This is a genomic window from Micromonospora rhizosphaerae, from assembly GCF_900091465.1.
Classification (GTDB): Bacteria; Actinomycetota; Actinomycetes; order Mycobacteriales; family Micromonosporaceae; genus Micromonospora; species Micromonospora rhizosphaerae.
In genome coordinates, this window is sequence record NZ_FMHV01000002.1 from 3,600,577 (window position 1) to 3,627,181 (window position 26,605).

Here is a 26,605-nt window from a genome sequence, read left to right on the forward strand (position 1 = left end):
CGGCCCCACGAACGGTGGCGGAGCCTCCGGCAGACGCCGAACCTCAGTGGCAGCACTGGTGCGCGCTGCCGGCGGGCCCGGAGGCGCCGAGGTCGTCGTTACGGCCGGCGGCGAGGCGCGACCACTGCGATGTGGGCCGGCCGTCGAGCCGGAACTGGTCGCCGTCGGTCCGGAAGCGTTGCGGCCAGCCTTCCGGCGAGTCCTCCCAGTCCTCCTGGCGACCGTAGACGGTCATGTCGAGCAGGCCGTACGACGGCGCCATCGCCTCGACGCCCCGCCCGGTGGTCCAGTAGGTCTCGAACACTCGGTCGCCCTGGCGCAGGTAGCACGCCTTCATCCCGAACGCGCGCCCGGCGACGAGGGAGTCGAGCGACTCCGCGGGCACCGAGTACCAGGGCGCCTCCCAGCCCATGAAGTCGCGGTAGCGCGAGGTCTCCTCGAACGGCCCCTGGCAGAAGACCGCGAACGTGACGTCGCGCGAGTGCAGGTAGGACAACTCGAGCACCTGGCCGGTGAAGAACGTGCAGCCCTCGCACTGGTCGGCGGCCGGCCTGCCCGGGTGCCACATGTGGTACGACGCGAACAGCTGGGCCCTTCCCTCGAAGACGTCGAGCAGGGGCACCGGGCCGTCGGCACCGACCAGACGGGTGGTCGGGTCGACCTCGACCATCGGCAACCGCCGGCGGGCGGCGGCGATGGCGTCGCCCTCCCGGGTGTGCGCCTTCTCACGGAGCCGCAGCTCGTCGAGCTGCTTCTGCCAGGTCTCGCGGTCGGTGATCGGGGGTGTCGCTGGCGTGGTCATGGGCTCCTCCTCGGGTCAGGGGCTATGAGGCTAATAGTAACTGCTAGGATCGAGCAAGTATGAGATTCTGGAACTCACCAGTGTGACGAACGGGCGGCGCGGGTCCGGACAAGGCGTAGGGAGGTTTTCGGTGCCGATTCAGCGGGGTTATCGGCAGGCGTGCGGCGTTGCTCGCGGCCTCGACATCGTGGGGGAGCGGTGGGCGCTGCTCGTGGTGCGCGAGCTGCTGCTCGGGCCGAAACGGTTCACCGACCTCCAGCAGGCGCTCCCCACCGCCAGCCCGAACGCACTGTCCGACCGGCTGCGCGAGCTGGCCGACGCGGGCGTCGTACGCCGTCGGCAGCTGCCTCCGCCGGGCAATGTGCGGGTCTACGAGCTGACGGCGTGGGGTCGCGGCCTCGAGCCGATCGTGGTCGCGCTTGGTACCTGGGCGCTGGCCGCCCCGCCGACCGTGGAACAGGTCTTCGTGAGCGCGGACAGCGCCATGCTGAGCATCCGCACCTTCTTCGTGCCGATGCCGGAGCGGCCCGAGGCGACGCTCCGGATCGAACTACGCGACCACGGTCCCGCCGGGGTGTTCGGCGTCCGCCTCACGCCGACCGGCGCCGAGGTCACCCACGAGCCGCCCGAAAAGCCGCACGCCGTCCTGATCACCACGACGGATGCCCTCCTCGCCGCCTTCGGCAGCCACGACCTCGCCAGGCTCGTAGCGGCCGGCGCCGCCATCATCGGTGATCCCGAGGTCGTCCGCCATCTCGTCGCGGGTACACGCGTCCCGGGCGCCACAGATCAGCACTCAAACGGCACTCCCGGCGGGACACTGGGACGAACGGTGTAACTCCTGATCAAGGAGCAGCACCTGATGTCCGCAGAAGCGACGATCGCCGTGGATACTGCCGCGGTGGCGAAGAACGGGCCGGGACAACCGGCGGACGGTGTCGAAGCGGAACTGGTCGCCCGCTTGGTGGAGCAGGCCCGGGCGGCCGGGTTGCAGCTGACCGGCGATGGTGGGCTGTTGCAGCAGCTCACCAAGCGGGTCCTGGAGTCGGCGCTCACCGCACCTACCCGCCAGGCGAAGCTGCCCCGAAGGGGCCACTGATGTTGGGCGAAGTCCCAAGATCAGCATAGGCTTCTGGCTTGTCGAAGGTCAGGCACCGAAGATTGGAACACGGCGTGCGTTTGACCAGGGTATTTCATCGGCAGGTGGGGTTCGATCGGGCGGTCGTCGAGGACGTGTGCCTCGATGAGGACGCCGACGGTGAGGTCCTCGTCGTTGCGGCCCGGCCACGCAAGGGTGCCATGCGCCGGTGCGGGCGCTGCTCGGATGAGGGGCAACAGCGCTCTGTGCGCGGTCGGCGTCAGCGTGATCAGTCGGCGGAGGGCGGGACGCGGAACGAAGCGGGATCGACGGGACGGCTCTGCTTCGGCAGGCCGGCGACGACGAGGAGGTACGACTCGGTCACGAGATTGTCGACAAGCGCGGGCTCGACGTCCGCACCCGCCCGCACCGTGATCCAGTGCTTCTTGTTCATGTGGTAGCCGGGCGAGATGCTCGCGTGAGCTGCGCGGAGCGTCTCCGCGTCGGATGGATCCGCTTTCAGGATCACGACGGGCTCGCCGGGCATGGACGTCTGTAGCATGAACACCTTGCCGCCGACTTTCCATACCTCCCAGTCGCCGGTGACCTGGTGTGTGTGCTCGGAGCCGGGAAGCTCGGCGGCGCGGGCCGCGGCTCGATCCTGCACTGCCTTATCAATCTGCATCTTGACCTCCTCGAAGTCCTTAGGGTCGATTGCCTGGCGTCCGTCGAGGAGGTGCGGACGCTGGGCAACCGAGTCGAAGTGAACGGGGCCGGCACCGCGGTCCGATGGCCGCCCCGTCCGTCACATGTGCGTGAAGATCTTCTCCGCGTCGAGCCGCGAGACCGGCTGGCGGGAGACCCGAGCCTCGTCGGGGTAGCCGAGCACCAGAAGCAGCGTGGTCGTGTAGTCGGTGTCGGTCAGGTCGAAGGCCGCGTCCACGGTCGTGCGGTCGAAGCCCTCGAGCGGCGTCGCGTCCACCCCGAGGGATGCCGCGGCCATCATCGTGGCGCCGACGACGAGGTAGGTGTTCTTCTCAAGCCAGTGGAGCACGTCCCCGCCATAGTTCTCCGTCTGGATCTCCACGAAGTTGGAGGCGCCCGCCTCCCATCCCTTCTGGATCTCCGGGTCGGCGAAGCGCCCGTCGGCGCGCTCCTTCTCGAAGATCTCCTGCAGGTGCGTGTCGGGGATGTCCTTGCGCGTTGTGAAGACGATGGCGTGCGACGCGTTGCGCACCTTCTCCGCGTTGTCCGCGAAGCGGCCGACCAGTGCGTCCGCGAGCTTGTCCTTGCCATCCTGCGTCTCCAGCACGTGGAAACGGTTCGGCTGGATGTTGATCGTCGTCGGCGAGGTGCGCAGGTAACGCAGCAGCTGCTGGAACGTCTCCTCCGGGACCGCTTCCCGGCCGCTGAGACCTACTAGAAGACCGCCGGAAACACCGTTAGCGAGATAGTCCCCAGCCAGGCCGAGAAGCCCCAGGTCACCGCCTAGTACTCCGGGACTGTGGGTCGTGCGGGCGCGCCGGTGTTGTTCAGGCGTGGAAGCGGGCGATGACGGGGGCGTGGTCGGGGACGGTAGCGGGGCGTCGGGTGTCGGTGGACTCGGTGATCGAGCCGATGTCGTCGACGAGGCTGTCGACGCTGGCGACTCGTAGGCGCAGGTCGCGGGAGACGAGGATGTGGTCGATGAGTTCGCCTCGTCCTTGATAGATGCGTGAGTAGGCCCTCCCAATCGGCAGGATCGGGGCGAGGTTGTACAGCCGGACGGGGTCGCCCTTGTCGGGCCGGTTGATGTCTCCGTCGCTGGGGCCGCTGAGCAGGGTGGTGGTGACGGCGTCGGGGCCGTCGTTGAGGTCCCCGCAGAGAAAGGTGGGTACGCCGGGTTCGCCGTCGGTGGCGGAGGCGGTCATGATCTTGTTGAGTTGCACGCGGACGGCGACGGCTTCGGCGGCCCGCCGTAGGAGGGCGTATCCGGCGCCCCGGGCGCGTTCGTCCTCGCTCTTGGGGTAGCGGCGGTTGTCGGGGTAGGTCAGCAGCTTTGACTTGAGGTGGCAGGTGACCAGCCGCAGGCCGCTGCCGACGTCGACGTGGACTTGAAGGGCGCCGCGGCCCATCCGGGTGAGGGTGGTGCCATCGACGTCGGGTACCGCCGGCAGGCCGGCCTCGGGAAGGTCGACGACCTGGTCCTCGACGGTGACGGGGTGGGGCGACAGGACGCCGACTCGGATACGCCGGCCATCCGAGTGGTCGGAGAGTTGGACCTGCCAGCCGTCGCCGACCGCCCTGGCGAGGTCTTGGGCGCACTGCGGGTCGCCCACCTCCTGCAAGGCGACCACGTCCGGGTTGAGACCTCGGATGGTCGTGGCCAGGTAGGCAATCTTGACGCCGTAGGTCTCCTGGTCTGGAGGTCCGTCCTTGTGGCCGGCGGGAAAGAGGTTTTCCACGTTCCACGTCATCACGGTCAACGGTGACGTCATGTTGCCTCCCGGCGTCGCTGCCATGCTGGCCTCTGCGACGGACGGTAATGAGAGCACGTCGTGCTGTCACCTGAACAGTCCCAAGCCCGACGGACGGGGACGCCCGCTGAGTCCAAGAAGGCTTCGCGCCAAAAGCCCCTCGGGCAGCCGGGCGAGCAGCCAGAGCGGCGAGCGTGGGTGGACTGGGTGTGCGGGTCCCGGGATCGAGTTCGGCTATACCGAGTGGGCCGGGGCGCAGTCAGTAACGGGAACGGACTCGCAATGCGACCGTTCCATTCCGTTGGGCCGCTCCATGGGAAGGCCCGGGTCACGGGCTTGATCGCCGATCGTGACCCGGGCCTTCTTCGTACCGCCGAACGCCAGCCGATCTCAGGGCCCGCTCGCCACCCCGCTCTCGTTGACGGTGAACTGTCCGCTCGGGAAGCCGTTGAAGGTTCCACTCGTGATCCACTCGATCAGCGCCGCCTTGAGGGTGGAATGGGGGCCAGCCCAAGGGGCGCCGATCTTGCCGCCGTAGGGGGTGCCCGAGGTGGGGGTGCAGCGTGTCCCGGAGCAGCCCTCCCACACAAAGGTGTGGCTTCCGCACGCCACCTTGACTAGCACCTTGTTCGTCATCGAGGCCGGGAGGTTGCCGTAGATGTTGTCCGCGTTCACCACCGGCGCCACCTCGTCTTCAAGACCGTGGATGACGAGTGTGGGTGTGGTCATCTTTCTTGCGACATCGGTGTTCCAGCCGTAGCTGGAGAAAACCGGACTGCGGCCGAGGCCGGTCGGCTGCCCGGGGATGGTCCCTCCCCACTGGGCGCCCACAGGATCCTCCTCCCGGATCTGCGCCACGACCTGCTCCCGACTGCCCGGGACCACACGGCCGGTGCACGCCGCCTCGCGGTCGGCCGGCAGGTTCCCGGGTCCGCCACCGGCGAAGACGTGCAGCGGGAAGGTAGCCAAGCCCGCCTCCGGCGGTTCCTCGGTCGAAAAGCCGAAGAGCGACGCCGCGAACACGACACGGTTGACCTTTGCGATGTACTGGTCGCTTCCGGGAAGTACCGGGTTGTTCGCGTACAGCGTCCGGCCGACGTGCTGCCCGCCAGCCGAGTAGCCCACCAGGGTTACCTTGCCGTCCGACGGCTGCGCCCGCACGATGGCGTCGTCGATGACCTGACGGATGTCGCGCACGAAGACGTCGACACGGGCGAATCGGACGTTGCTCGAGTGCGCCCGCCGCTGTCCGCCGAGCGGATTGGTCAGCAGCCTCGTCCCCTGCTGATCGAGGGGGAACACCGGAACGTGAGTGCGGTCGCACCCCTCGGGGAACGAGCAGGTGTCCTTGGTGTAGGCGCGCAGGCTTGCGTTGCCCGGATCGTCCAGGCCATGGGCGAAGCGCGTCGAGCGGCCGTAGCCGAGCAGGTTGGGAGCGAAGGTGTCGATTCCTGCCCGGGCGAGCGCCTTCTGCACGCTGAGCTCGCCGCCTTCGGGGGCGGGCTGTCGCAGGTCGAACACGGTCGGGCCGTACACGGTGCGGCCGTGGATCAGCACTGCGGCCCTGTTGGGCACCGAGGCGCACTTGCCGTTGGCGTAGACGGGCTGGACGCGGTGCACCTGCAGTTCGGCCGGGAGCCCGTCGAACTGCGGGTCGGGCATCAGCCCGGCGGGGACGGTGAAGGGTAGAAAGTGATCGCTGACCTGCACATCGGTCGGCGCCTTGTCGCAGGCGGCGGCCGCAGACGCGCCGCTGACAGCGGCCGTCGATGAGGGCTTTGCTGCGGAGAGCGGCTGAGGGAATGCGGCAGTCATCGCAGTTACTGCGGCAATCGTGAATGCCGCCCCTCTGAGTCTTCGCTTTGCTTTGGACATGGTGGTCTCCTTAAGGGGGAGTGCTACGCGCGGTTCGCGTAGTCGTGACACCTGGCCGCACCTGCCTAATTGCGAGGGCGGGCGAGGGTGTGCCGAGCAGGATGAAAAAGGCCGCGACGGCGACCAGCATGCGGGATCTCACCTCGGGACGTTCCTGGGACGCGGAGTATGCGTTGGATAAGGAACGGTGCCGCTTCCGCAATCGGGTCACGATGCGCGCCGAGCGGCATCTGGTGTCACTGCCCTCCGCCGGTTGTGTATCCCACCGAAGGTTGTGTCGACAAGAACTGGGGAAAGGTTGACCTGGTCGTTTGTCAACGATCGTGTCTCTACTTCTCGGGTCCTTTACCCGGGCCGCCTAGTTCCTGTCGACTCTGAACGCGTCACTGATGGTGCTCGCCCCGCGATGAGAAGTCAACGCATGAACTTTCCATCAACTGGCTGATAGGGTGGCAGCGGCCAAGTACGCTACATCCGTGGCGAAAATGAGGAGACCCTGATTTTTATGGCCTTCTCTGGTTTCTGACCCTCATGGGCCAAAAATGCCGAAATAGCCCGCCAAAGCGCCGTGATCATGCGAGCTTGCCAGCTCACTCAGAGATCTTGTCACGATACCCTCCGGGTGTCCATATTGAAGGCTCCGTCTGCCGAACTTTGGGCAAGAGGACCCGGCACCGGACTAGCGCCGAGGAACCGACTCGGAATTGCGGCAGATCCGATGCATTCGTTGTGCCTGATCTTCGCCCGGGACCCGATCCCGCTGCCCGACGATGGCAGGGGGAGGGACGCGTATGAGTGGCGCCCGCGGTGTGGCCGGACGGGGCTGGAGGGGATGAGCCCGGCCTGGTGGTGGGAGACGTCGCCAGGTGGGCTGGTGCTACGCCGGCCTGTCGCCCCGATGCTGGCCGCGCCGGTCGACTCGGTGCCCGAGGGCCCGAACCTGGTCTATGAACCGAAGTGGGATGGCTGGCGGGCCCTGGCGTTCCGCGGAGCCTCCGACGTCTACTTGCAATCACGCGCCGGCAGGAATCTGACGCCGTACTTCCCGGACATCACACGGGCGGTGCGGGCCTTCGTCCCGCCCGGTGCGGTGCTCGACGGGGAACTGGTCGTCTGGGAGCGCGGGCGGACGAACTTCGCCCTGCTGCAGCGGCGGGTCACCGCCGGTCGACAGCTGCTGCGCGAAGCCCGCGAGCACCCCGCCTACTACGTCACCTTCGACCTCCTCGTCGACGCCGGCGCAGAGCCGGTGCTCGACGCCCCGCTGGTCGAGCGTCGTGCCCGGCTGCTGCGGCTGCTTGCCGGCGGCCCGCCGCAGCTGGCGGTCACCCCGCAGAGCGCCGACGTCGCGGAGGTCAGCGAATGGCTCACCACCTGGACCACGGCCGGCGTGGAAGGTGTCGTGATCAAACGCCTCGACAGCCGCTACGAGCCTGGCCGGCGAGGGTGGGCGAAGTTCCGGGCCCGTGCCACGACGGAGGCGATCATCGGCGGCGTGACTGGCAGCATCCGCAACCCCGAGACGGCTCTGCTCGGCCGGTTCGACCGGCGCGGGCGGCTCCGGTACACCGGCCGGACGCACTCGCTGGCCACGGCGCAGCGCCAGGAGCTGGCGAGACTGCTGTCCCCGCCACGTCCGACCGAGAGGCGTACGGTCATCCACCCCTGGCCCGATCCGCTACCGGCTGCCTGGTCCGGCCAGTTCGAGCGGCCTGCGCCGCTGCGCTACGCCCAGGTCGAGCCGACCGTGGTGGCTGAGATTCAGGTGGATACGGCCTATGAGCACCACCGATGGCGTCACTGGGTGCGGTACGCGCGGCCGAGGCCCGACCTGTCGGTGTACGACGTGCCGCTGATCCTCGACGAAGGCGAAGACCCCTTCTCCGCGTACACGCGCAGCGCCTGATTGACCTCGGCCAAACCCACACAGGAAGGGCGCCGCAACCAACCGGGCAAGTAGCAGGAACCGGCCGGCGCGGCGCCCTTCGTATGCCGTCAGAAGGCCCGGACGACGGTGATGGTGACGTTGGGGCAGGAGTTCGCCCAGCTCGTCAGGGCATTCTTCTCCGAGGCGTCGACGGTGAGCCGCCAGCGGATCTTGGTGGCGACCCATTCGTTGATGTACCGGCAGCGGGCCGAGCTGTAGGGGGGCATCCAGGTGGCCGGGTCCTGGTCGCCCTTGGCCTGGTTGACGTTGTCGGTGACCGCAACCAGCGGGCGGGAGTCGCCGAGGTCGTTGGCGAAGGCCTGGCGGCGGCTGGTGGTCCAGTTCCGGGCGCCAGAGTCCCAGGCTTCGGCCAGGGGCACCATGTGGTCGATGTCGAGGTCGCTGGTGACAGTCCAGTAGGCGTTGTCGTAGTAGGAGTACCAGCGCCCGCCCGACAAGGAGCAGCCAAAGCCCACGGACGGTTTGGTGGTGGCTTCGGCGATGAGGACCTCGTTGCGGGTGTTGCAGCCGTCCCCGTCCGCGTCGATCCAGTGCGGGAACAGGCTCCGGTCGTAGCCGGTGCGAACCTCGGTGGCCACGGGCAGGTTCGACACGGCAGTGCGCAGGTAAGCGGAATAGGTCTCGGCGTAGGCGGGGGCGGCGGTCAGGGCCGTGGTGGCGGTGACGGCGGCCGGCAGGGTGGCGGCCCAGCGCGCAGTACGGGTCACGGTCGGCTCTCCCGGTCATCGAAGATAGCGGTACTTCGATATACGCGGGTGTCGACCGGCAAAGCAATGGTCTATGAGCAAACAACCGCAGAACAGCCGCTCCGCCGGCGCTAGCTGCCGGTCGTCGTCACCGAAGCGGGGTGCCGGTCCTCCTAATACTCCAGCCGGGGATCGTGATCACGGCTCGATGAGGGCTTGTCGGGCGTAATGGCTTTTCATGGCGCGGGCTTGGTGGCGGCGTCGGCGGACCGACCAGAGCAAGGGATCGGTGTGGCGGCGGGTGGGCTCGATGATCAGGACGTTGAACAGGTGGCGTAGCTCGTTGACGGTTAGCGGGATCAGCCCGGCCGGGTCGGGCCGGTCGCGGTGAGCGGTGGCAGCGGCGAGGAAGGCGTGGGCGAGGATCGCCAGGGTGGTCCAGCGGTGCCAGGACGTCCAGCGGCGGTTCTGGTGCTGGTCGAGGCCGAGGCCGGTCTTCGCGGCTTGGAACGACTCTTCAATTTTCCAGCGGCGCCCGGCCACTGTGACGAGGGTGTGCAGCGGGACGGGTTCGGGTGACCAGCAGCGGTAGAAGGCCAGCTCGCCGGTTGTCCGGTTGCGGCGGATCAGGAGCCAGTGGTGTCCTCCGTGCTGGTCGCGGTGGGCGGGTAGGGCGGTGAAGGACCAGTCGTAGTAGCGGTGTCCCTTGGCGCCTCGACCGGCGGACACGCGCTGCCAGGCAGAAGCGGGCAGTCCCGTGGCCAGCGCGTCTACGCGGTAGACACCGAGGCTGGTGGTCACCTGATGTGAGCAGGCCACCGCCAGGACGTAGCCCAGTTGCAACTGACGAAGCTGGGCGGCCAGGCGCGGGTCTCCGCCGTAGGCTTCGTCGCCGGCCACCCAGCGGCAGGGCAGCCCGGCGGTGACCGCGGTCTCGATCATCCGGGACGCCAGCTGTGGCTTGGTCGCGAACCGCACCTGCTCCGGGACACCCGCCTCAGCCCGGCGTTGCGGGTCGTCGCACCACGATTTCGGGAGGTAGAGGGCCGCGTCGAGCATCGCGTGAACCACCTCGGTGGCGTAGACCAGATGCACGGCGAGCTGGCAGTTCTCGATCTTCCCGGCGGTGCCGGAGTACTGCCGTTGAACGCCGACGGTGTGCCGGCCCTTCTTCAGATCACCGGTCTCGTCGATGACCAGTACCGCTTCGGTGTCGCCGAACTGCTCGCAGATGAACTCACGCACGTCGGCGCGGACCGCCACGTCGTCCCACTTCACCCGGGTCAGTAGGTCCTGCATCCCGTCCGGACCGGCGTCGCCGGCGTGCTCAGCGATCGTCCAGCAGTTCTTACGCGGTAGCGGCGCCAGCAGGCCTCGGACAAAGTCCCGTACCCGCCGCCGGGGCTCCGGCCTGCGGAAACGTTGGCCGACAGTGAACAGCAGGTCGTCGAACAACATCCGCCATCGCTGGGCGTCTACCCTGTATCCGGCAGCCACCGCTGCGTCATGGTCAGTCCACACAACCGTCCATGATCGACGGTGGCTGCCCTCGTTCCCGCGCCGCATCACGCCACAGCTCAGCCAAGGTCAACATCCCCGGCTGGAGTACTAAAGCTTGACGTCATCGAGCGGGTCGGCGAGAAGGTAGACGTGCTCAAACGCAGGCACCGGGACATCCGAACGCCGGCTCGACCGGTGACAACCCGGTCGCGGTGGCGCTGCGCCGCCCTCGAGGAGGAGCGGGCCCCGCTGCCCGACGACGTCCCGGCAGCCGTCCGCGAGCCGGTCGCCGCTGTGATGGCCAAGGAGGCTGGTCGTCGAATTCCGACCGCTGCGGCCATTGCCGCCACCGCGGAAGCGATCACGGAATCACTCGGTGAGCGAACGAGTCCTGCCCTTGCGTCTCCGGCCGTACGACGAGCTGTCCTCCCCGGGGCTCCCTGGTCACCGGAAGCCGCCGGGCCGCCTCGGCGACCACCGGCTCGACGGCGTGCCATTCGCCGGCATTGCCCTGGCGCTTCTGGCCACGGCGGCAGCCACCGCAGTGCTCGCCGATTGCACAGGATGCACGCGATGGGTCATGTGGGCGGCGGTGGCTGGTGCCCTGGTAGCGGTGCTTCTGGGCAGCCGTGACTGTCATGCTCGCGCCGGCGGCGATCCCGAGCCGCCGGCGTCCGGATGGGCGGGTCCTGCGGCGTCCGAGGAGTTCGCCCGCAGGCCTCTGAATCGCAGGTGACTGAGGCGCCGTCAGAGTCCCCGTCGGCCTCACCCGCGGTGAAGCCGTCCCCTCATCGGACCCCGGGCCCCGTCCAGCTCATCGCGGGACTGCACTCCACGGTTGCGGGTCTCGTTCTGGACGGGCAGTTGGCTCCGGACGATGGCGAGGAGTTGACCAAGCGGCTGCGCGAAGCGGCGGAGAAGCTCGCCGCGGGTGAGGTGGACAAGGCCCGGGAAGAGCTCGCGGAGTTTGGTGAGAAGGTGGCCAACCTACGGAAGAAGAACAAGCTCACCGGCGCCGGTTACAGGCTCTCGCCGCTGGGCTGGCGCAACTCGCGCAGGTCTTGCCCAGCCGCTGATTCATCCGCCTGGCCGATAGACGGCCCCGACACGCCGGGCGACTGTTTCGTCCGGCGCCTGTCGGGTCATCGCGACTGGTGATGGATACCGGGCAATTGCTCAACGGTCGCTACCGGCTGGCCGACCGTTTGGGCGCGGGTGGCATGTCGGTGGTCTGGCGTACCCACGATGAGGGTGGTCGGACGGGACGTGGCGGTGAAAATGCTGTCACCGCAGCTGGCCGCCGACCCGCACCTGCTGCAGCATGGACGTCGGCGTGATCTGCCGCGCTACTGGGTATCAGGCCGCCGTGGACATGGACCTGGAGCAGTGGCGGGCCGTAGCAGAGCGGCACCGGCAGTGTGATGACGACCCCCGCCGGTGTCGAGACTGCCGCGCCTACTGGCCGTGCTCGTACCGCCTGCAAGCCGAGCACCAGCTGGCCACGACGGTCGGCCCGGCTAGCACGCCGACCCAGAGCCCGTTCGTGCTCGCCTAACCCTCCGGTTTCAGAGAGCTGGACGATGTAACAAGCACCCGGGTTGATCACGCCTGTACCTAGGTGGAGTCAACGCTGGGGGAAGGGCCGGCCGTGTCTGATCTTGCGGCAATCGCCCGTGAGCGGGCAGTGCTGACCGTGATAGCCGACGCGGTCGTGCAAGCGTCAGTCGGCAAAGGCCTACGGGTCGCCGTGGCCTGCCCCAATTCCCACCTCGCCCTGGTGGACCACCTGGCACAAGCACTGCACGCCCGCGGCCGCGCCTGCCGCTGCCTGCCCATGACGCCGAACCCGAGAGACGCCGTGCCACCGGATCGGCAAGCGACCGGTTCAACGATTGTGGTGATAGCGAGCGGACCGAATACGGAGGTCGACCGGGGCACCCGACGGGTGAACATCAGTGTGATTGCCGACGTGCAGCGGGACGGCGAGCTCAGCCACTCAGAATCCGACGAGGCGTACTCATGGGCAACCGGTGACTCGGACATCATCATCGACTACCGGAACCCGGACGGGCCTGTAATCCGCTACATGGCGCCCTACCTCGCGGCACAGGACCAGCCATAGAAGGGCTCGGTGCCCATGTGCTGGCGTCGTCCCGGCTTGGCGGAAGGCCGCTCGACTGAACCGGCGTTCGCAGCGACGGATCCGCCGGCGTCCCATGCCGACCCCGCTGGGGTAGCCGGACACATCGTGCCGACGGTCGCCGGACCGCACCAACCTCTGTGGCGCACGTGGTGGGCAAAGTCAAGTGCCGTCCGGGACCGACTTGGATCGAGGTTCGCGATGCCTCCTTGCTCTCGATGCCAAGGCCTCCAACCTCCTGCGCTTGATCTCGCCCCTCCTCTGGGATCATCTCGTCGGCTGCTGATTGGCGAGGCGACCTGAGGACGTTTGGGCAAGGATGCGGCGCGGGCAGATATTCGTGACCGACCATGCGACCAGGGAGGCCACGACATGGCAAAGGGCGACATCGAAACTTACTACGAGGACGGGCAGTGGAAGAATCGCCCAGCGGGCAACCAGCGGGCGAGCAGCGCGCGCGACACAAAGGCAGAAGCGGAAGCCGCCGGCCGACAGATGGCCACTCAGCGCGGCGTCGAGCACGTGATCAAAAAGAAGGATGGCACGATCGGCGAGAGGAACACCTACCCCCGCAGCCGTGACCCTCGCGAGACCAAAGGCTGAACTGCTTGTCGCTACCAGCACTGCTGGCGCGCCCCCAACGGCTACTGAAGCCCTGTTGATCAATTCGGTGCCGTCCGGATCTCCGGACGCCACCGCCAGTGGGCCACAGCCGCGCCGGCTTCGCGCACGACACCGACGGGAGTCGAGCGCGCCGCACCGTCACTGCCAACCGCTACCGCCGTTACAGGCTGAACGAGCTGCAGCCTGGCCGGGCGGGAAGTCTGGTTGGCCCGCCTACTCGGCCGGTGCGCCTGTCCTGAGCAGAGCCAGTGACAGCATGATCACGACGATTCCGAGGCCCTCCAGGAGGGCAGGCAGCTGAAGAAGCAGGTCCTCTGTCGCGTACCCCTCAGCCGTGGCCGCCTTCGTCGGGTCCGATCGGTCGACGTGCAGGGTCAGCACGTCACCGTTGCGATACCGACCCTCGTCGAGTTCGCTGGAAAGCCGCTCCCGGTGCCGCACGCCGCCGAACGTGTAGTTCACCGTCAACCTCGTCGCCGCGAACGAACGACTGACCTTAAACCGCTCTACGTGGACGACCCGACCAGTCGCTCGGGCCCCGGTGCGCACCCTCTCGTCGATCGCCGTACCCAGCCGGGCCGAAAGCACAAGTCCACTACCGATCAGGAGGGTGCCTAGGAAGACAGCCACGACGCTCCTCAGCCGCCGTCCACCGAACAAGTTCGCCAATCGGGTCCTCCAACCTCTCGATCCCTCTGCAGCTCAGTGCAGCAACGTGCGAGCAGCGAGCAGTGGACTGCGAACAGCGGACTGGTCTAGCCGGCGAACCCTCAGACCCCATCGGCGGACTGCTTACTTTCGGCTGCCCTGCTTGTGCTTGGAGCGGATCGTGAACCCGGCACCTCCCGGAACCGGGGCAATGGACCGGCGCCGCGGCTTACGCGGAGGAAACCAGCGCTGGAACGGGATGCGGGACAGCAGCGGCGGAACCGCGACGACCAGGATCACGAATCCGGCGACGCCCAGCCCTCCCTGGATGCGGCCTCGGTGTCCGCTGAGCTGGTCAAAGTCGGTGACGAAATCACCCGGATCGGCCGGGTTCACCCAGATCGGCACCTCCTCGCCGATTGATCGGCACACCTCGACGCAGCCGACCTCCTGCTCGTACGTCCGGCCGGCCACCTCGTAACGGAAATACATTGTGGTCGACGGGCTTGTCCGGTTGCCGCCGGACTTCGTCACCTGGTCTTGGACAACCGCTCGCGCCGGCACACCCGTGGCTCGCAGTTGGGTCTGCCAGTCGTCGAGCGCGTACTGGGTATGGAACGGCAGCCACAGCAGCGCGCCGCCTGCCACAACCAGCAACACGCTGCCGAGGGTCGCCCACGCCGATGAGCGTCGCTGCATGATCACGCGATCATCATGCGGCGATGACGCAACCCCGGGCCAAGGCACATGCGCCACTCGGCCACCCCCCGGTTGGGCATGGCGTCAATCCAGGAGGTGGGACGGCAAGTGCCAACTGTGGGCCGGGCTTGATGCACGAGATGAGCTGCATCGGTCCTCAGCTCCGGCGGTCCGGAGACCCGCCCTGACCACCGCGTGTGTCGGCCCCGGCGTCGTCACCATCCTCGCGGTAATGCGAGGAGCGGATCATGCCGCCGTCTTCCAGCAGGATCACCTGGTAGCCGTCGGCGACGAGAGCAGTGAAGATCTTGTCCGCCAGTTCCGGTTCCCGGGACGGATACTCCAGCTTCAGATCGACGACGTACGGGTGGTTGTCGAACGGCTCCAAGTCGGTGAGGCCGTCGAACCACACCCAGACGTGACCGCCGGCGAGGGTACCCATTACCGATTGGCTCTCGCCGGGCACCTCCCGACCGGTCGCCCCGGTCACCCCGGCGACCAGGTCCACCAGCCGCTCGAATGACTGCCCCTGGTCGACACCGCCCACCACGAGGCCGTAGTCCGCCATGGCCCTCTGCTCCTTTCGCCGAATCCAGTGGTTTCGGATCCCTTGCAAGAGCGGGGCGGCGTTACGGGCGCAGACGCCGGCTCAGCTTCCTATCGCAGGTGCCAGCGGACGACCAGCAAGACCATGGCCGCAAAGTACAAGTCCCTGCCGACCTGCGCCCACCACTCGCCTTCTGGGTGCGCGAATGGCGCCGATGGCGAACTGACGGTGAGACGGAGCGGGTCCATCGGCCATTGCCTGACCTCTGGGTGAAAGGCCACCCGGTCGATGACGACCTTGCCGTCGTCTGAGCGGAACACGCCTTCGCAGGTTGACGCCTTCCGAAAGGGCTCACACTCGGTCGCCACGACGGTCCCCGGGATACCGAACTCCGATGCCCGCATAGCGTCGATGCCCCGGGACAACAACCCGTACGCACACCAGGCGAACACCGTGATCAAAGCCACCGAGACCACGTGCGCCCATGCGGGCTTGTCGCGCATGCGCCGCATGCTACAAAAGCCAAGCTGCAGCACCACCCGGTCTGCCATCGACCCGCCTTGGCCAACCGCCGCTACCTTGGCAAGTCCCCTGCTGGGTTGGCCCGCCGTGCTGTCCTGGCGGCGGGTCGGGTCACGTAGGGGTCACGCATGCAGAGCTATACGATGCGTCCTGTGATCAACAGTCGGGGGCTCAATCCGGTCCGGCTCCTACTTGCCCTGCCCCTCGCCGCCCTGATGATCGCGAGCTGCTCGACAAGCGGCGCCCGGAGCGCCACTGCCCCTGTAGCGTCGCCTCACCCAACGACCACCACGCGACCGTCGACCACGAAACCGGCCACAGTGGTCCTGGCGCAGATGGCGGGCGGCGCACCCACCCGCATGCTGAGGGTCGACCCGAGCGGGACCTGGAAGTGCAGCAATTGCGCGGGCGACGGCAAACAGCACGACGGGCGGCTCAACCCCGACCAGGCGAGCCGGTTGCAGGAGCTGGCGCACGACCCAGCCTTGGAGAGGGAAACAGACCTGGTGCGCGGGTACCGGCTGCCATGCCGGGAAGGGCTGGTCTCCACGGTGCAAATCGAACGCGTCCTCGTGACGTCAACCGACTGTGCCGGCGACCAGCGGCCCCCGGTCGCCGCCGAGATCCTTCGCCTGTTGACTGATGCGACCCCGGCTGAGGCAACCCGACCGGGAGTCCCAAGCTGAAGGAGATTCCCCCGGGCAGCGTCACCGTCAGTGTTGTGGGAACCTGTCGCGATGTCACCTGCGCGCCTGCTGCCGGTCATCGGGGAGGAACCGTCCTGACCTGTGGATCGGTTGGTTTCTGCGGTGAGGTTGCCTGCTACTTCGGGTCGTCGGTCTGCCAGGGGTGGAGGAACTGGTCAGGCCGCAGCTTCCATGCTTCGAGGGCCGCGACGAGCTGAGCCTCGCCGATGACGGTCTTTGCTGCCACGAGGATCGCACCGATGTCGTAGTCGAAGCCGGAGATCTGGTCGGCGTCGTAGTCCCAGTGCTCCAGCTTGAAGGTGCGATCACGGTCGGATCGGGTCCAGCCCCGCCGTCGCGCGTCGGAGCCGGCGGCGGTCGCGATAGGTCGGATCTCGACGAACGCTCGTCGCCCTGGTCCGGAGGCGGGTACCTCGGTCACCAAGCGTCGCCCGAGACGCAGCGCGGTCAGTTTGTCGGTGGGCCACTCTGGTTGCCTGCCGTCCGCAGTCATGCTGCGACCTGCTGGACGCGGCGCTCGACGAGATGACCGCTGACGAACGTGGCTGTAGGGCGGACCAGGGCGACGAGGTGGCGTGCGTTGACCTCCTGCCACCGGTCCTGGGTGGCCGTCGTCATGCGTTCGTCAAGGTGAAGGAGTCCCGCCCTCGGGTACATCAACCACCAGCGGAGGCACGCGATCGGCCAGTAGGTCATGGCGGCGGCCCTAGCCCGTGTTTCGTAAGGCTCTGCTAGGCGGTGAGAAGCCGGCGTGGCGGTGATCGATAAGAGAGGAGGTCTCCGGTAGATCGGTTAGCGACCAAGCAAACCGAAGACCGACCGGAGACCTCGTGCCCAGGGTAGCGGCAGCGAGGCGGCACGATCTCACCGACGCTCAGTGGGCGGGGCTGCGGCCTGTTCTGCCTGTGGAGCCGGGCCGGGGGCGTCCGCCGCGTTGGACGAAACGGCAGATCATCGACGGGATCCGGTGGCGGGTCCGGACCGGGACGCCGTGGCGGGATGTGCCGGAGGTGTATGGGCCTTGGCAGACCTTGTATCGCTGGTTCCGGCGCTGGCAGCGTGACGGCACGTGGGCGAAGGTCCTGGCAGGGTTGCAGGCCGGGGCAGACGCCGCCGGGAAGATCGACTGGACGGTGAGCGTCGATTCCACGATCAGCCGCGCTCACCAGCACGCTGCGGGCGCCCGCCGGGACGGTCACCTGCAGAAGGAGCCGCCGGGTGGTGTTGCCACCGAGCCTGCCGATCATGGGCTGGGTCGTTCCCGGGGCGGGTTCACCACCAAGACGCACCTGGCCTGCGAGCAGGGCCGTAAGACCCTCACCGTGGTGATCACCGGTGGGCAGCGCGGAGACAGCCCGCAGTTCATCACCGTGCTGGAGCGGATCAAGGTGTACCGGGTCGGCGGCGGCCGGCCCCGGACTCGTCCCGACCTGGTCCTGGCCGACAAGGCGTACACCAGCCGCGGCAACCGCGGGTATGCCCGCCGCCGAAAGATCCGGGTCTGCATCCCGAGCAAGGCCGACCAGGACGCTCACCGTAAGGCCAAGGGATCCAAAGGCGGACGACCACCCGCCTTCAACCCGGTCGACTACCGATTGCGGCACGCCGTGGAGTGCGGCATCAACCAGCTCAAACAGCACCGCGCCATGGTCACCCGCTACGACAAACTCGCCGTCCGCTTCGAAGCCACCGTCACCGTCGCCATCATCAACCAGTGGCTCCGAGCCTTATGAAACACGGGCTAGTGGTCGTTGAGCATGAAGACGAGTGTCTGGTGCTCGACGTCGAGGAACGCGACCCGCCACCGCGGCGACGGGTCTGTTTCGTTGTACGACCTGCTGTGCAGCCACCGCGACTCGGTGGGCAGGAACGGCGTCAGGGCCGGCCAAACGTCTGCGGGGCTGCTGTCGTGCGGGAGTTCATCCAGATTGACAGATTCGTACGGCACGAATTCGTACCGCTTCGCCAACCACTGCGCGTCCTCCGGGCGCAGCTTGACCACGCCCTGGTACGCCCAGTCCGTCGGGCCGGGCATTCTCGAACATGGGTTGCCCGAGGCGCGCAACTGCCAGTGGATTTCTGGGTACTCACCGAGGCCCGGCAAGTCCTCCGGAGGGTCCCAACGGTCGGTGCGGACCTTTGCCTCTGCGGCATGCACGGACTCCTGGCACGTGCGCGTCTCCGCCGAATCGTCACCGACGAGCAGGAACCCGGCCGCGACGCACCCGACGACCGCCAGCAACATCGCAGCAGACGCGCCGAGTAAAGCCACCAGCAGCGGCCTGCGCGTCTTCATGGCCATGAGAATACGAGTCCTCGACCATCCATCGTCGGTCGGGCAGTCGCATCCGAATCAGGGGCTAGAACGGTGAGGACGGCGGATCGAACCGCTCGCTCGTTAGGCTGCGCCGACGCCGAACTTCGGAGATGAGGAACTGGCGACGGCCAACAGCGGCGGCACGAAGTGGTGGGTGCCTGAGGTCCTGCGTGACGTGGGCGCAACCGACGAGTACGACGCCGACATCTACATGGTGGGCGTTCGCGAGAGCACTGACCCGGAGGCGCGGTCGCTCGTGTTCCAGGAGGGCTACGACGACGAGGACAGCTACTGCCTGGTCATTGACCCTGGCCAGGCGACGTTCTATGGCGGGGTCATCGAATGCACCGTCAGCGACGACCAGCTGCATCTCCTTCTCAGCGAGTCCGCTGCCGAGGAGTTGGGTACCCCCACGGAGCTGCGCTTTTCACTCATGCTGCCCCCTGACCAGCTGCAGCTCCTACGCCGCGGGCTTACTCGGGTCCTCACCTCCGGTCACCCGGAAGATGTCCCGCGACGACTCGACGTCTAGCCTTTCAGCCCCTTGCCCCGATGCAGCAAGCGCTGTTGGTGCTCTGACCAGAAACGTCTGCCGCGTTGGGCGACAGGCGAGGTCCCGCAGTTCAGCCCGGTCCGCGCCGCGGCCCAATGCGACGACGCCAATTAAAGCTGGAGGCTGGCGATCTCCCGTTCCAGTTCCACGGCCTCCTCGTCTCGGTCGCACAGCAGCAGCACCCTGAACGGGACGCCCTTGCCGTACGGCCGACCGACCGGGTTAGCCCAGGTACGAACGGCGCGCGACAGGACCCTAAATAGAATCTGCCGCTCGTCGAAGCTGCCGGACATCAGCAGTGGCGCACGGTCAACCACGATGACGTAGGCATCGGCGGGCATCCAGTTCAGGTCACGGAGGCAGTCGGACAACGCGTCCCAGTTCCAGCCGAAGTAGCCGGGAAAGAGCAGCGCGTCGGAGAACTCGTAGAAGACAAGGTTCGCATCCGTCATCTTCGCCCCGTCCAACCGGGCGACGACGAGCCTGCCCGTCTCCGGCAGGATCGCCCCTACCTGCACGACCGCACTGCGCGGGCACACCGTCAGTGCATCGCCAGAGCCGTCCCACCAGTCACTCATCTTCACCCTGATCTTGTGCCAGCAGCTGCTGCAGCAGCGTTTCCATCCGACACCGCGAACGCTAGTGGTCGAAGGATCTAGGTACCGGCATTCATCTCCGGAGACGCCCAGCGGGTGGCGAGCCAGTGGGGTCGCCTCGCCGCCCGCTGCCGTCGCCCGATCCTGCTAATAGCCCTCCCGCGGGTCGCGGGCCAGCATCAAAGGGGCCGAGTCAAGACTCAGCGGGAGGGTCCCTGGGTCGAGGTGGATGTGGGCCCCACACGGTGCCCGCTCGTCGGAGAGGGCGAGGCACCATCGTGCGAGATCCCGCGGCCCTGCTCGGTCGCCAAAGATCTCAACCGAGCCGTCCACGATCTCTACGGACACTGTGCCACCCTCCACGGGCGCGACAACGCCACGCGTCCTGTCGTAGCCAGGCACCGACAACACGATCTCATCCACGCAGCGAGTGTGCCCCACGCCCAGCCGTCGCTGGGTTCGGTCACCGCCACTTGGAGTCTGCGGTAATCGCACCGTGGCCACCGACCGCCCTCGGCGGCAGAAGCGGATGCCATGAGTCGCGCCCCATACTTGGATCGTGACCAACCAGAGCGATGTCCTTCCCGTCCTTGTCATCGACGGAGCCTCGTTCTCCGATTTCGACGGCTTCGCACGCGAGTTTTCGCAGCTGCTTTGTCGCTATACCTGGCACGGAAACCTGGATGCCTTCAACGACATCCTCCGAGGAGGCTTCGGAACCCCCGAGACCGGATGGGTGCTGAGGTGGGTCAACTCTGAGTCGTCTCGGGCCGCGCTCGGTTACGACGCGACAATCCGATGGCTAAAGCAGATTCTCCTCACCTGCGACCCATCGAACCGTGCGAACGTCGAGGCCAGGATCAGCAACGCGCGGCGTGGCCAGGGGCCGACCCTTTTCGACATGATCGTAGAGATCATCCACGACCACGGTCCCGGCGGCAACGAATCCGAAGACGGCATCGTCCTCGAGTTGGTCTAGCCACAGGGGCCGGATGAAACGGTCAACTGACCGACGCCGATCCTCCTAGGACGGTCTAGCGGGTGTGACGTGGGCGGGAAGCGTCCGCGCGTCGGCATCGGGCCGGCAGAGACGATGAGTGCGCCAAAGATCGACTGTCCTGGACGTCCCCACGTCATCGGCGCCCCGCCAGGGCCGGACGACGCCGAGGTCGAGCTGGAGTACGACGACGTGGAGGGCTACGTGGAGGACGGCGAGGGCGTGGCGCCGGTCGTCGACGTGCAGCTGCCCGAGCACGATGTCGAGCCCGATCGCGCCACCGAGGCCGAGGAGGCGGCCGGCGACGAGCCGCAGGCCGAGGCCGAGACGGACCCGTGCCCGGAGGCCTACCTGGACGCGGGCGAGCCTGAGACGAAGGGCGACGAGTGAGCCTGACCCCGATGGGTCAGCCGGCGGCGCGCACCAGCCCGGCCACCTGATCGAGCCAGTAGACCGCGTACGCCTTGACCGTCCAGACGGTGGCCTCGGCCGGCAACCCGCGGTTGAAGCGTGCCTTGATCTCGGTGAGCTTGGCGTTGACCTCCTCGGCACTGGACCCGTAGACCGGGGGCACGCTTGAACGTGCCGTTCACCGACAGCACCGACGCGGCCCCGGCCCCGGCGGCATCCTGAAGCGAGCTCCTCCGTCCCGGTTTGACGCGCACCGCGGTAGGGAAATTTCGCGGACACCTCAACGAAGGAGACTGTATGGAGACGTCCGCTAGCGCCGGGCGCAGTTACCGACAACCGACACGTCCATGCGTGGCGGTGCGTGCTGCAGCGCCGACCGCGAGGGGGCGAGCCTAATGGCTCGCGTCGGTCGCTACGGGATCCCAGGGTTCGTGTGGTTCCTGATCTGGCTCGTCGTCTGCATCTTGATCGTCATCCTGTTGGCGCTGCTCATACACCACTTCGGAGGCGCCTCGCTTTCGCTCAAGCTCGGCCACTTCTACCTGAACATCGGGGTCACCTGACCTGCCAGATCGTCGACACTCCGGCGCCGGTACCGCACCGGGTTTGTTAGCCGTCACCTTCGGTGACGGCTAACACGGCTTGGAAGTGAGCCACCCCCGCTTTCATGGAGCTTCTTGACCATGGTCTGGTGGCCGTGGGGAGGAAGTCGTCCGTGGCAGCACCGAAGAAGTATCCCAAGACCACGAAGTTAAGGCGCTGATTGGCCTGTCAACTTGGCGTGGATGGTTGATATGCGGGCTGGTCGGGGTGGGTCCATTCGTGGGTGAGGGCGTAGGTGCCGGGGGCTGTTCGCGTGAGCATGGTCTCCTTGGCCCAGCGGCATAGCTCGGCGGTCAGGCCTCGGTGGTGGGTGAGGCCGAGGCCGGCGGCGATTTCGCGTGCGGTCCATGGTCGGTGCGGATCAGTGCGCATGAGTTGCAAGGTTCGGTCGCGTCGGCCGTCGGGGTGAGATGTCGAGGCGGGCAGCACGGTGATCGTGGTGCTGGTGATTGGTGCCGCTCCGTTGATCAGGCGTTGTGCTGCTGGTGCTGCGTATCGGGAGATGGGGCACTTCACCCGGCGAGGGGAAATGCGTGGGCGACGTGGAGGCAGCAGGTTGGTAAGGACAGCTTGGGCGATTCGGCCCGGCGTTGACTCGACGGCGGTGGGAGTATGCCGGCGGCGGCGACGACTTGATCTCGGGCTGTCTCGACAGCGACGGTGAACGCGGCCCGGTCGGGGTCGGTGCCGGGAACGGACTCGACGGCTTCCGCCATGGCGCGACGAAGAGCCTGGTAGAGCGTGAGCTGGGCCCAGATTTCTTGTTCGATGCCGTAAGCGTCCTGCGAGCGCAGGACGAGCCCTTGCAGGAGGGTGTGGCGTAGTGAGTAGAAGGCCGATTCGACTTCCCATCGTTCGTGGTAGAGCGTGATGAGCTCATGCGCGGGATAGCGTCGGTGATCGGTCAGGGTGGTGGCTAGCCGGTAGTCGCCGCCCAGTTGAAGTCCTTTGCCGGTGGTCACGCTGATGTGGGCGTCGATGATGCGAAGAGCTATCCCGTTGATCCGGGTGAGGTAGGTGCCGTCGGGAAGGCATGCTTGTCTGGCCGGGGTTCGGCGGCCTTTGAGCCGGACCAGCAGTTGAGCGCCGGTGCCGGCCGCCTTGGCGAGGAAGTCGTCAGCGTCGAAGCCGCGGTCGTTGAGCAGCAGCATGCCGTCATCGAGCAGCGGGAGTAGTTGCTCGGCATACGCGTTCTCGCTGACGTCAACGGGACCGAACACCGCGCCGAGAAGGGAACGGGTGCCCGTCTCGCACAAGGCGACGATCCGCAGCATCGGGTATCCGTCCTGGCCGAAGCGGTGCTTGATCTTCCCCAGCCACGCGGCCGCTCGTGGTCGGTCCGGCGCCTTGGTTGAGCTGCATCCATCGAACGCGACGGTCCGCCAGCGCCGGTAGCGCACGCCCGGAACGTGCGGCCGGGCAACCGGCCCGGCGAGAGTCTCGAACAGCAGCTTTATCGGGGCCGGACCCAGCCGGCGGCGAACATCTCGCAGCGCCTTCTCCGATGGCCGACGCAGGGACAACCCGTCGAGGCCTGCGACCAGCTTGTCCCATACCCGCGCGTGGCCAAGCATCGGAAACAACGCCAGAGCCAGGGTGAAGTAGACCCCTACCCGCGAGGGCAGCAGCCGCAACCGGCTCTGCGTCGTGCGGGTGCGCTCCAGCACGTCATCCACGAGCTCGAACGGGACTTGCCTGGTCAGCTCCCCCAAGTGGCCAGGAGCGAAGACGCCTTCAGCCACAGTGACGGCGCGGGAAAGCACGACAGTTGAGCTTCGCTCGGACAACAGGACCCCTCAAGACGATCTTGGCGAACGCCTTGTCCTATCAGGAGCCCAACGGTCTCGATCCCAGAGACCCAGACCAGCTTGACACGTCACCCGACGGCCTTAACTTCGTGGTCTTGGAAGTATCCCGACGAGTTGCGTCAGCGCGCTGTGCGCTTGTATCGCGAGTCGGACCCGTGGGGTTCCATAACGCTGTCACTGGTGGTGGAGCTGGACTTCTATGCTGCTCGTTCGTACTCGGTGATGAGCCCTCCGAGGACGGGGCGGCGTCTGATCCGCTCATGAGTGAAGTCGATGACGGGTCGGTCGGATCGTGGGGGCTGCAGCGCGAGGGCTCGATGTGGCCGTCGCCCGTTGTAGTGGCCGGCGTACTCGCCGAGCGTTTGGCGTAGGTGTCGTTCGCCGACGATGAGTATGCGGTCGGTGACCTCGCTGCGGGCGGTGAGGACGAACCTTTCCGCGTAGGCGTTGGCTCGTGGGCTACGTGGTGGGATCTTGCATACGGTGATGCCGGCGTCGGCCAGCACGGCGTCGAAGGCGGCGGTGAACTGCCCGGCCCGGTCCCGGATGAGGACCTTGAACTGCGCGGCCCGTTCGCCGAGGTCGATGAGCAGATTGCGGGCTTGCTGCGCTGTCCACGGTCCGTCGGGATTGGCGGTGACGCCGAGAATGTGGACGTAACGGCTGCCGACCTCGAGCACGAAGAACACGTACAGGCGCTTGAGGGTGAGCGCGCAGTCCACATGAAAGAAATCGCAGGCGAGCAGGGTCGACGCCTGGGCAGACAGGAACCGCCGCCAGGTGGTGTGGTCACGTCGCAGCGGCACCGGCGGTACCCCGCAACGTCGGAGGACCCGTCGGATGGTGGACGCGCCGACGCGGTAGCCAAGGCCGAGCAGCTCACCCTGGATGCGTTGGTAGCCCCATCCGGGATTATCCCGGGCCATCTGCTCAATCAGAGCAACGATGGCCGGGTCGATCGATGGGCGCCCCCGCCGGTTTGGATAGGTCCAGTGCCGGGCGACCAGCCGGCGATGCCAGGCAAGGACCGTGGCGGGAGTGACGAGCCGGTGCATCTTCAGCGCGCGGGGGAGAAGCCTGATCAGGGCGCTGAGCGTGGCCCGGTCGGCCCAGTCCAACCGCGGCCTCGGGTTGGCCCGGCGTAGCACTGCGTTCTCGTGACGGAGGACCAGGATCTCCACGTCCTTGGCCGCACTGCTCTCGGCGAGCAGGGTCAGCCACTCGGCGATGCGGCAGAACACGAGGTAGAGCATGCGTAGCGACACGAGCAACGATCCTGCCCGACAGCGGTGCAGGCCATTGCGCCTGATCAACGACCGTATGCGGCTTTTGGCACCCGACACCCCGCCGCCCTGTTCGTGGCAGCCCTGGCTGGCTGCTCCAGCGAGACTGAGCCCATCGCTTCATCCGTCAATGGCACGGCCGCCACGCCGGCCACCACCTCCGCAGCGCCGGTGACAACCGCACCTGCGCCCATCGCCGACGACGCGACCATCCGCCGTTTGTGCAACACGATCGCCGACCTCGGCAACAGCAACAACTTCGACCCGGACGCGAACCTGGCTGCCGGACAGCGCGGCGAGCTGATCGTCGACCCGAAGTTCTCTCTGCCTGGGCGGGGCCTCGTGACGGCGGCAGGAGCGGCCAGCGCCGCCCCAGGGCCCGACACGAACATCGATATCGCCCAAGCCCAGCTTGACTTTCTGGACGCCTGCGGAGACAAATACGGCGACGGACCCTGGTAGGTACTCGTGATCCACTCCCCGTGCCGCGTCGGTGCCTCCGCCGCTGCTACTGCGGGGCGAGTGGTGGCGATGACAGGTGGGATGCCATGTGGCGGATCATCGGCCCGTCGGATTCGTGATAGGCGAGGATGATGTCCGGCTCATGGTCGGCGTCTGTATGGCCCTCATCCGGCCTCTGGTGGCTAAGACCCCCTCGGTGGTCCCGTGGGGCGCCGACAGTCACGTTGATGTCCAAGCGCTCCACGTCATCGTCTGTCGTCCCAGACGGGCCGCTGCTGACCACGAGCACGGTCGAACGGTTCTCTTCAGGACGTGACGGCAAGCTGACAGTGCTTGACGGGTTCGGCTTCGAGGCAAGGCTGCGGCATGGCCGGCCGCGGACGTGCAGCGCCTGAGCGAGGTGATCGACGACAGCTAGGTGTGTATCCGGGCAGGCGACCTCTACGCGCAGACCTCTGCCGACCGACGCTGTCACCATCGCATCGGCAATGGTCGCGAGCACCGCCCGCTCCCGCGCGACCGCGGAAAGATCCATCACCATGAGGCCTCCACCCAGCTCGCCGTTCGCCGGCGGCTCGAATATCAAAGGATGAGTCGTCCGGATATCGCCGGTTTCGCCACCGGCTACCAGGCGCCGGTCCGATTGCCATCCCTGCCGCCAACATCAGCGCAACCAACCGCTTGCTCGTTACATCGTCCTCTCAGGAACGTCGTCCTGCCGTCGGCGGCTGACGGCTCTCCCAGAACTCCTGCGGCCCCCGACTGTGCGGCTGCAGGGCCGACCGCTGCGCCGACGTTGCTTCCTTGATCGTGTCGGCGCCAGGGCTCGACCTGCTCTATCGAGGCGGTGCCGATGGTTTTCCTGCTCTGCGATCGGGGTACGGCCTGCGTAACTCGCTGCCCCTCTGCGGGTTGCTCAAGCATGGGGAGATCAGGGATGACGACGGTGCCCGCTCCTGCCGCGGATCACGCCGAGGACCAACTCAACCGGGAGATGGCAGAACTGCACGTTCGCGCTAGGCGCGCGGCAGCGCAGCTGGCCGATATCCATGCGCGCCTTGCAGTGCTCGAGGAGCAGATCCGGCGCCATCAGCAGGGCGGATAGACAACAGTCTGCTCGACCCGAGCTGCCCGGGTGCCTGGTGCTAACCGGCTGCTCATCGCGCGGAAGACCCCGTTCTGGGGGGAACGGGGCCTTCCTGTGCGCCATGCGGGTACCCCGGGGGGCGAGGGGCATACCGCTCCGGATGGGTGGCCGCGCACCCCGACCTCTCAAACCGGTCATCGGCGCATCGGAGGAACATACTAGGCAGGCCCAGCGTCACGGTGCAGAGCGGGCAGGC

General features: G+C 67.2%; 32 protein-coding genes and 2 pseudogenes. 14 read left to right on the forward strand and 20 right to left on the reverse strand.

Annotated features, from left to right (window positions below; genetic code table 11):
- Positions 1-43 precede the first annotated feature (43 nt).
- Positions 44-802 (reverse strand): DUF899 family protein, encoded by a 759-nt coding sequence (locus tag GA0070624_RS16925; protein WP_091342264.1) that lies wholly within the window; start codon positions 800-802, stop codon positions 44-46.
- 130 nt (positions 803-932) lie between these two features.
- On the opposite strand from GA0070624_RS16925, the gene GA0070624_RS16930 reads away from it, so the two are divergent.
- A complete protein-coding gene (locus GA0070624_RS16930) occupies positions 933-1,640 on the forward strand; it encodes a winged helix-turn-helix transcriptional regulator (protein WP_091342267.1) in 708 nt (235 codons plus the stop codon).
- A gap of 24 nt (positions 1,641-1,664) precedes the next feature.
- Positions 1,665-1,856 (forward strand): annotated as a pseudogene (locus GA0070624_RS16935) (IS256 family transposase); the annotation flags it as partial.
- A gap of 313 nt (positions 1,857-2,169) precedes the next feature.
- Here GA0070624_RS16935 and GA0070624_RS16940 read toward each other — a convergent pair.
- The 4 genes from GA0070624_RS16940 to GA0070624_RS16955 all read right to left on the reverse strand — a co-directional run bounded on the left by GA0070624_RS16940 (position 2,170) and on the right by GA0070624_RS16955 (position 6,211).
- Positions 2,170-2,565, reverse strand: coding sequence for an MmcQ/YjbR family DNA-binding protein (locus GA0070624_RS16940; protein WP_091342270.1), 396 nt, complete (start codon positions 2,563-2,565; stop codon positions 2,170-2,172).
- Between the two features lie 120 nt (positions 2,566-2,685).
- A complete protein-coding gene (locus tag GA0070624_RS16945; RefSeq protein ID WP_245719163.1) occupies positions 2,686-3,360 on the reverse strand; it encodes a nitroreductase family protein in 675 nt (224 codons plus the stop codon).
- 52 nt (positions 3,361-3,412) lie between these two features.
- Complete coding sequence (locus GA0070624_RS16950; protein ID WP_091342271.1) at positions 3,413-4,357, reverse strand: endonuclease/exonuclease/phosphatase family protein; 945 nt, start codon at positions 4,355-4,357, stop codon at positions 3,413-3,415.
- 369 nt (positions 4,358-4,726) lie between these two features.
- A complete protein-coding gene (locus GA0070624_RS16955; RefSeq protein ID WP_141715059.1) occupies positions 4,727-6,211 on the reverse strand; it encodes an alpha/beta hydrolase in 1,485 nt (494 codons plus the stop codon).
- 832 nt (positions 6,212-7,043) lie between these two features.
- On the opposite strand from GA0070624_RS16955, the gene GA0070624_RS16960 reads away from it, so the two are divergent.
- A complete protein-coding gene (locus GA0070624_RS16960; RefSeq protein WP_245718834.1) occupies positions 7,044-8,117 on the forward strand; it encodes an ATP-dependent DNA ligase in 1,074 nt (357 codons plus the stop codon).
- 89 nt (positions 8,118-8,206) lie between these two features.
- Here GA0070624_RS16960 and GA0070624_RS16965 read toward each other — a convergent pair whose 3' ends face one another.
- Together GA0070624_RS16965 and GA0070624_RS16970 are read right to left on the reverse strand one after the other, a co-directional pair.
- Positions 8,207-8,866 (reverse strand): HNH endonuclease family protein, encoded by a 660-nt coding sequence (locus GA0070624_RS16965; RefSeq protein ID WP_091342280.1) that lies wholly within the window; start codon positions 8,864-8,866, stop codon positions 8,207-8,209.
- 177 nt (positions 8,867-9,043) lie between these two features.
- Positions 9,044-10,342: an IS701 family transposase gene (locus tag GA0070624_RS16970; protein WP_091341815.1), complete on the reverse strand. Its 1,299-nt coding sequence runs from the start codon at positions 10,340-10,342 to the stop codon at positions 9,044-9,046.
- Between the two features lie 681 nt (positions 10,343-11,023).
- Here GA0070624_RS16970 and GA0070624_RS36860 point away from each other — a divergent pair.
- The 3 genes from GA0070624_RS36860 to GA0070624_RS16980 all read left to right on the forward strand — a co-directional run bounded on the left by GA0070624_RS36860 (position 11,024) and on the right by GA0070624_RS16980 (position 13,088).
- Entirely contained in the window at positions 11,024-11,503 is a 480-nt protein-coding gene (locus tag GA0070624_RS36860) for an FIMAH domain-containing protein (protein WP_425413509.1), read from the forward strand.
- Between the two features lie 490 nt (positions 11,504-11,993).
- Positions 11,994-12,467: a hypothetical protein gene (locus GA0070624_RS34065; protein ID WP_141715061.1), complete on the forward strand. Its 474-nt coding sequence runs from the start codon at positions 11,994-11,996 to the stop codon at positions 12,465-12,467.
- A gap of 390 nt (positions 12,468-12,857) precedes the next feature.
- The gene (locus tag GA0070624_RS16980; protein ID WP_091342284.1) at positions 12,858-13,088 is read left to right on the forward strand and encodes a DUF2188 domain-containing protein; all 231 of its coding nucleotides are present in this window, start codon (positions 12,858-12,860) and stop codon (positions 13,086-13,088) included.
- Positions 13,089-13,322: 234 nt separating this feature from the next.
- On the opposite strand, the gene GA0070624_RS16985 is transcribed toward GA0070624_RS16980, so the two are convergent.
- From GA0070624_RS16985 to GA0070624_RS17000, 4 genes are all read right to left on the reverse strand, one after another.
- Complete coding sequence (locus GA0070624_RS16985) at positions 13,323-13,778, reverse strand: DUF3592 domain-containing protein (protein ID WP_091342286.1); 456 nt, start codon at positions 13,776-13,778, stop codon at positions 13,323-13,325.
- Positions 13,779-13,901: 123 nt separating this feature from the next.
- On the reverse strand, positions 13,902-14,513 hold the full coding sequence (locus GA0070624_RS16990; protein ID WP_245718835.1) for a DUF3592 domain-containing protein: 612 nt from the start codon (positions 14,511-14,513) through the stop codon (positions 13,902-13,904).
- Between the two features lie 100 nt (positions 14,514-14,613).
- Positions 14,614-15,024: a hypothetical protein gene (locus GA0070624_RS16995; RefSeq protein ID WP_091342289.1), complete on the reverse strand. Its 411-nt coding sequence runs from the start codon at positions 15,022-15,024 to the stop codon at positions 14,614-14,616.
- A gap of 89 nt (positions 15,025-15,113) precedes the next feature.
- Entirely contained in the window at positions 15,114-15,506 is a 393-nt protein-coding gene (locus GA0070624_RS17000) for a hypothetical protein (protein ID WP_141715062.1), read from the reverse strand.
- 339 nt (positions 15,507-15,845) lie between these two features.
- Here GA0070624_RS17000 and GA0070624_RS17005 point away from each other — a divergent pair, with 339 nt between their 5' ends.
- On the forward strand, positions 15,846-16,211 hold the full coding sequence (locus GA0070624_RS17005; RefSeq protein WP_091342294.1) for a hypothetical protein: 366 nt from the start codon (positions 15,846-15,848) through the stop codon (positions 16,209-16,211).
- 136 nt (positions 16,212-16,347) lie between these two features.
- Here GA0070624_RS17005 and GA0070624_RS17010 read toward each other — a convergent pair whose 3' ends face one another.
- Together GA0070624_RS17010 and GA0070624_RS36425 are read right to left on the reverse strand one after the other, a co-directional pair.
- Positions 16,348-16,653, reverse strand: a complete 306-nt coding sequence (locus tag GA0070624_RS17010) for a hypothetical protein (RefSeq protein WP_218105180.1) — start codon at positions 16,651-16,653, stop codon at positions 16,348-16,350.
- A gap of 68 nt (positions 16,654-16,721) precedes the next feature.
- On the reverse strand, positions 16,722-16,850 hold the full coding sequence (locus GA0070624_RS36425; protein WP_281180982.1) for a hypothetical protein: 129 nt from the start codon (positions 16,848-16,850) through the stop codon (positions 16,722-16,724).
- A 212-nt stretch (positions 16,851-17,062) separates the two neighbouring features.
- On the opposite strand from GA0070624_RS36425, the gene GA0070624_RS17020 reads away from it, so the two are divergent.
- Positions 17,063-17,965, forward strand: coding sequence for an IS5 family transposase (locus GA0070624_RS17020; protein WP_091342298.1), 903 nt, complete (start codon positions 17,063-17,065; stop codon positions 17,963-17,965).
- 8 nt (positions 17,966-17,973) lie between these two features.
- Here the strand turns inward: GA0070624_RS17020 and GA0070624_RS17025 are convergent, their stop codons facing one another.
- A complete protein-coding gene (locus GA0070624_RS17025; RefSeq protein ID WP_091342300.1) occupies positions 17,974-18,534 on the reverse strand; it encodes a hypothetical protein in 561 nt (186 codons plus the stop codon).
- A gap of 169 nt (positions 18,535-18,703) precedes the next feature.
- On the opposite strand from GA0070624_RS17025, the gene GA0070624_RS17030 reads away from it, so the two are divergent.
- Entirely contained in the window at positions 18,704-19,081 is a 378-nt protein-coding gene (locus tag GA0070624_RS17030; protein WP_091342301.1) for an Imm10 family immunity protein, read from the forward strand.
- Positions 19,082-19,212: 131 nt separating this feature from the next.
- Here GA0070624_RS17030 and GA0070624_RS17035 read toward each other — a convergent pair whose 3' ends face one another.
- The gene (locus GA0070624_RS17035) at positions 19,213-19,680 is read right to left on the reverse strand and encodes a barstar family protein (protein WP_091348979.1); all 468 of its coding nucleotides are present in this window, start codon (positions 19,678-19,680) and stop codon (positions 19,213-19,215) included.
- A 165-nt stretch (positions 19,681-19,845) separates the two neighbouring features.
- Positions 19,846-20,295, reverse strand: a complete 450-nt coding sequence (locus tag GA0070624_RS36865; protein WP_425413510.1) for an Imm32 family immunity protein — start codon at positions 20,293-20,295, stop codon at positions 19,846-19,848.
- Between GA0070624_RS36865 and GA0070624_RS17045 the strand changes: the two genes are divergently transcribed.
- Complete coding sequence (locus GA0070624_RS17045; RefSeq protein ID WP_091342305.1) at positions 20,258-20,677, forward strand: barstar family protein; 420 nt, start codon at positions 20,258-20,260, stop codon at positions 20,675-20,677. The two genes, GA0070624_RS36865 and GA0070624_RS17045, sit on opposite strands and share 38 nt — an antisense overlap.
- A gap of 114 nt (positions 20,678-20,791) precedes the next feature.
- Entirely contained in the window at positions 20,792-21,085 is a 294-nt protein-coding gene (locus GA0070624_RS17050) for a hypothetical protein (protein ID WP_141715063.1), read from the forward strand.
- 16 nt (positions 21,086-21,101) lie between these two features.
- On the opposite strand, the gene GA0070624_RS34785 is transcribed toward GA0070624_RS17050, so the two are convergent.
- A complete protein-coding gene (locus tag GA0070624_RS34785) occupies positions 21,102-21,269 on the reverse strand; it encodes a hypothetical protein (protein ID WP_176731738.1) in 168 nt (55 codons plus the stop codon).
- A gap of 268 nt (positions 21,270-21,537) precedes the next feature.
- Here GA0070624_RS34785 and GA0070624_RS36430 point away from each other — a divergent pair, with 268 nt between their 5' ends.
- Positions 21,538-21,669, forward strand: coding sequence for a hypothetical protein (locus GA0070624_RS36430; protein ID WP_260428364.1), 132 nt, complete (start codon positions 21,538-21,540; stop codon positions 21,667-21,669).
- 208 nt (positions 21,670-21,877) lie between these two features.
- On the opposite strand, the pseudogene GA0070624_RS17060 reads toward GA0070624_RS36430, so the two are convergent.
- Positions 21,878-23,496, reverse strand: a pseudogene (locus GA0070624_RS17060) (IS4 family transposase).
- 218 nt (positions 23,497-23,714) lie between these two features.
- Positions 23,715-24,782, reverse strand: coding sequence for an integrase core domain-containing protein (locus GA0070624_RS17065; protein WP_091342309.1), 1,068 nt, complete (start codon positions 24,780-24,782; stop codon positions 23,715-23,717).
- Between the two features lie 24 nt (positions 24,783-24,806).
- On the opposite strand from GA0070624_RS17065, the gene GA0070624_RS34070 reads away from it, so the two are divergent.
- The gene (locus tag GA0070624_RS34070) at positions 24,807-25,262 is read left to right on the forward strand and encodes a hypothetical protein (protein ID WP_141715064.1); all 456 of its coding nucleotides are present in this window, start codon (positions 24,807-24,809) and stop codon (positions 25,260-25,262) included.
- Between the two features lie 46 nt (positions 25,263-25,308).
- Here GA0070624_RS34070 and GA0070624_RS17075 read toward each other — a convergent pair whose 3' ends face one another.
- Entirely contained in the window at positions 25,309-25,803 is a 495-nt protein-coding gene (locus GA0070624_RS17075) for a hypothetical protein (protein ID WP_091342313.1), read from the reverse strand.
- Between the two features lie 396 nt (positions 25,804-26,199).
- Here GA0070624_RS17075 and GA0070624_RS34790 point away from each other — a divergent pair, with 396 nt between their 5' ends.
- Positions 26,200-26,367 carry a hypothetical protein gene (locus GA0070624_RS34790; RefSeq protein WP_176731739.1) on the forward strand — a complete coding sequence of 56 codons (168 nt, stop codon included), beginning with the start codon at positions 26,200-26,202 and terminating at the stop codon, positions 26,365-26,367.
- Positions 26,368-26,605 lie beyond the last annotated feature (238 nt).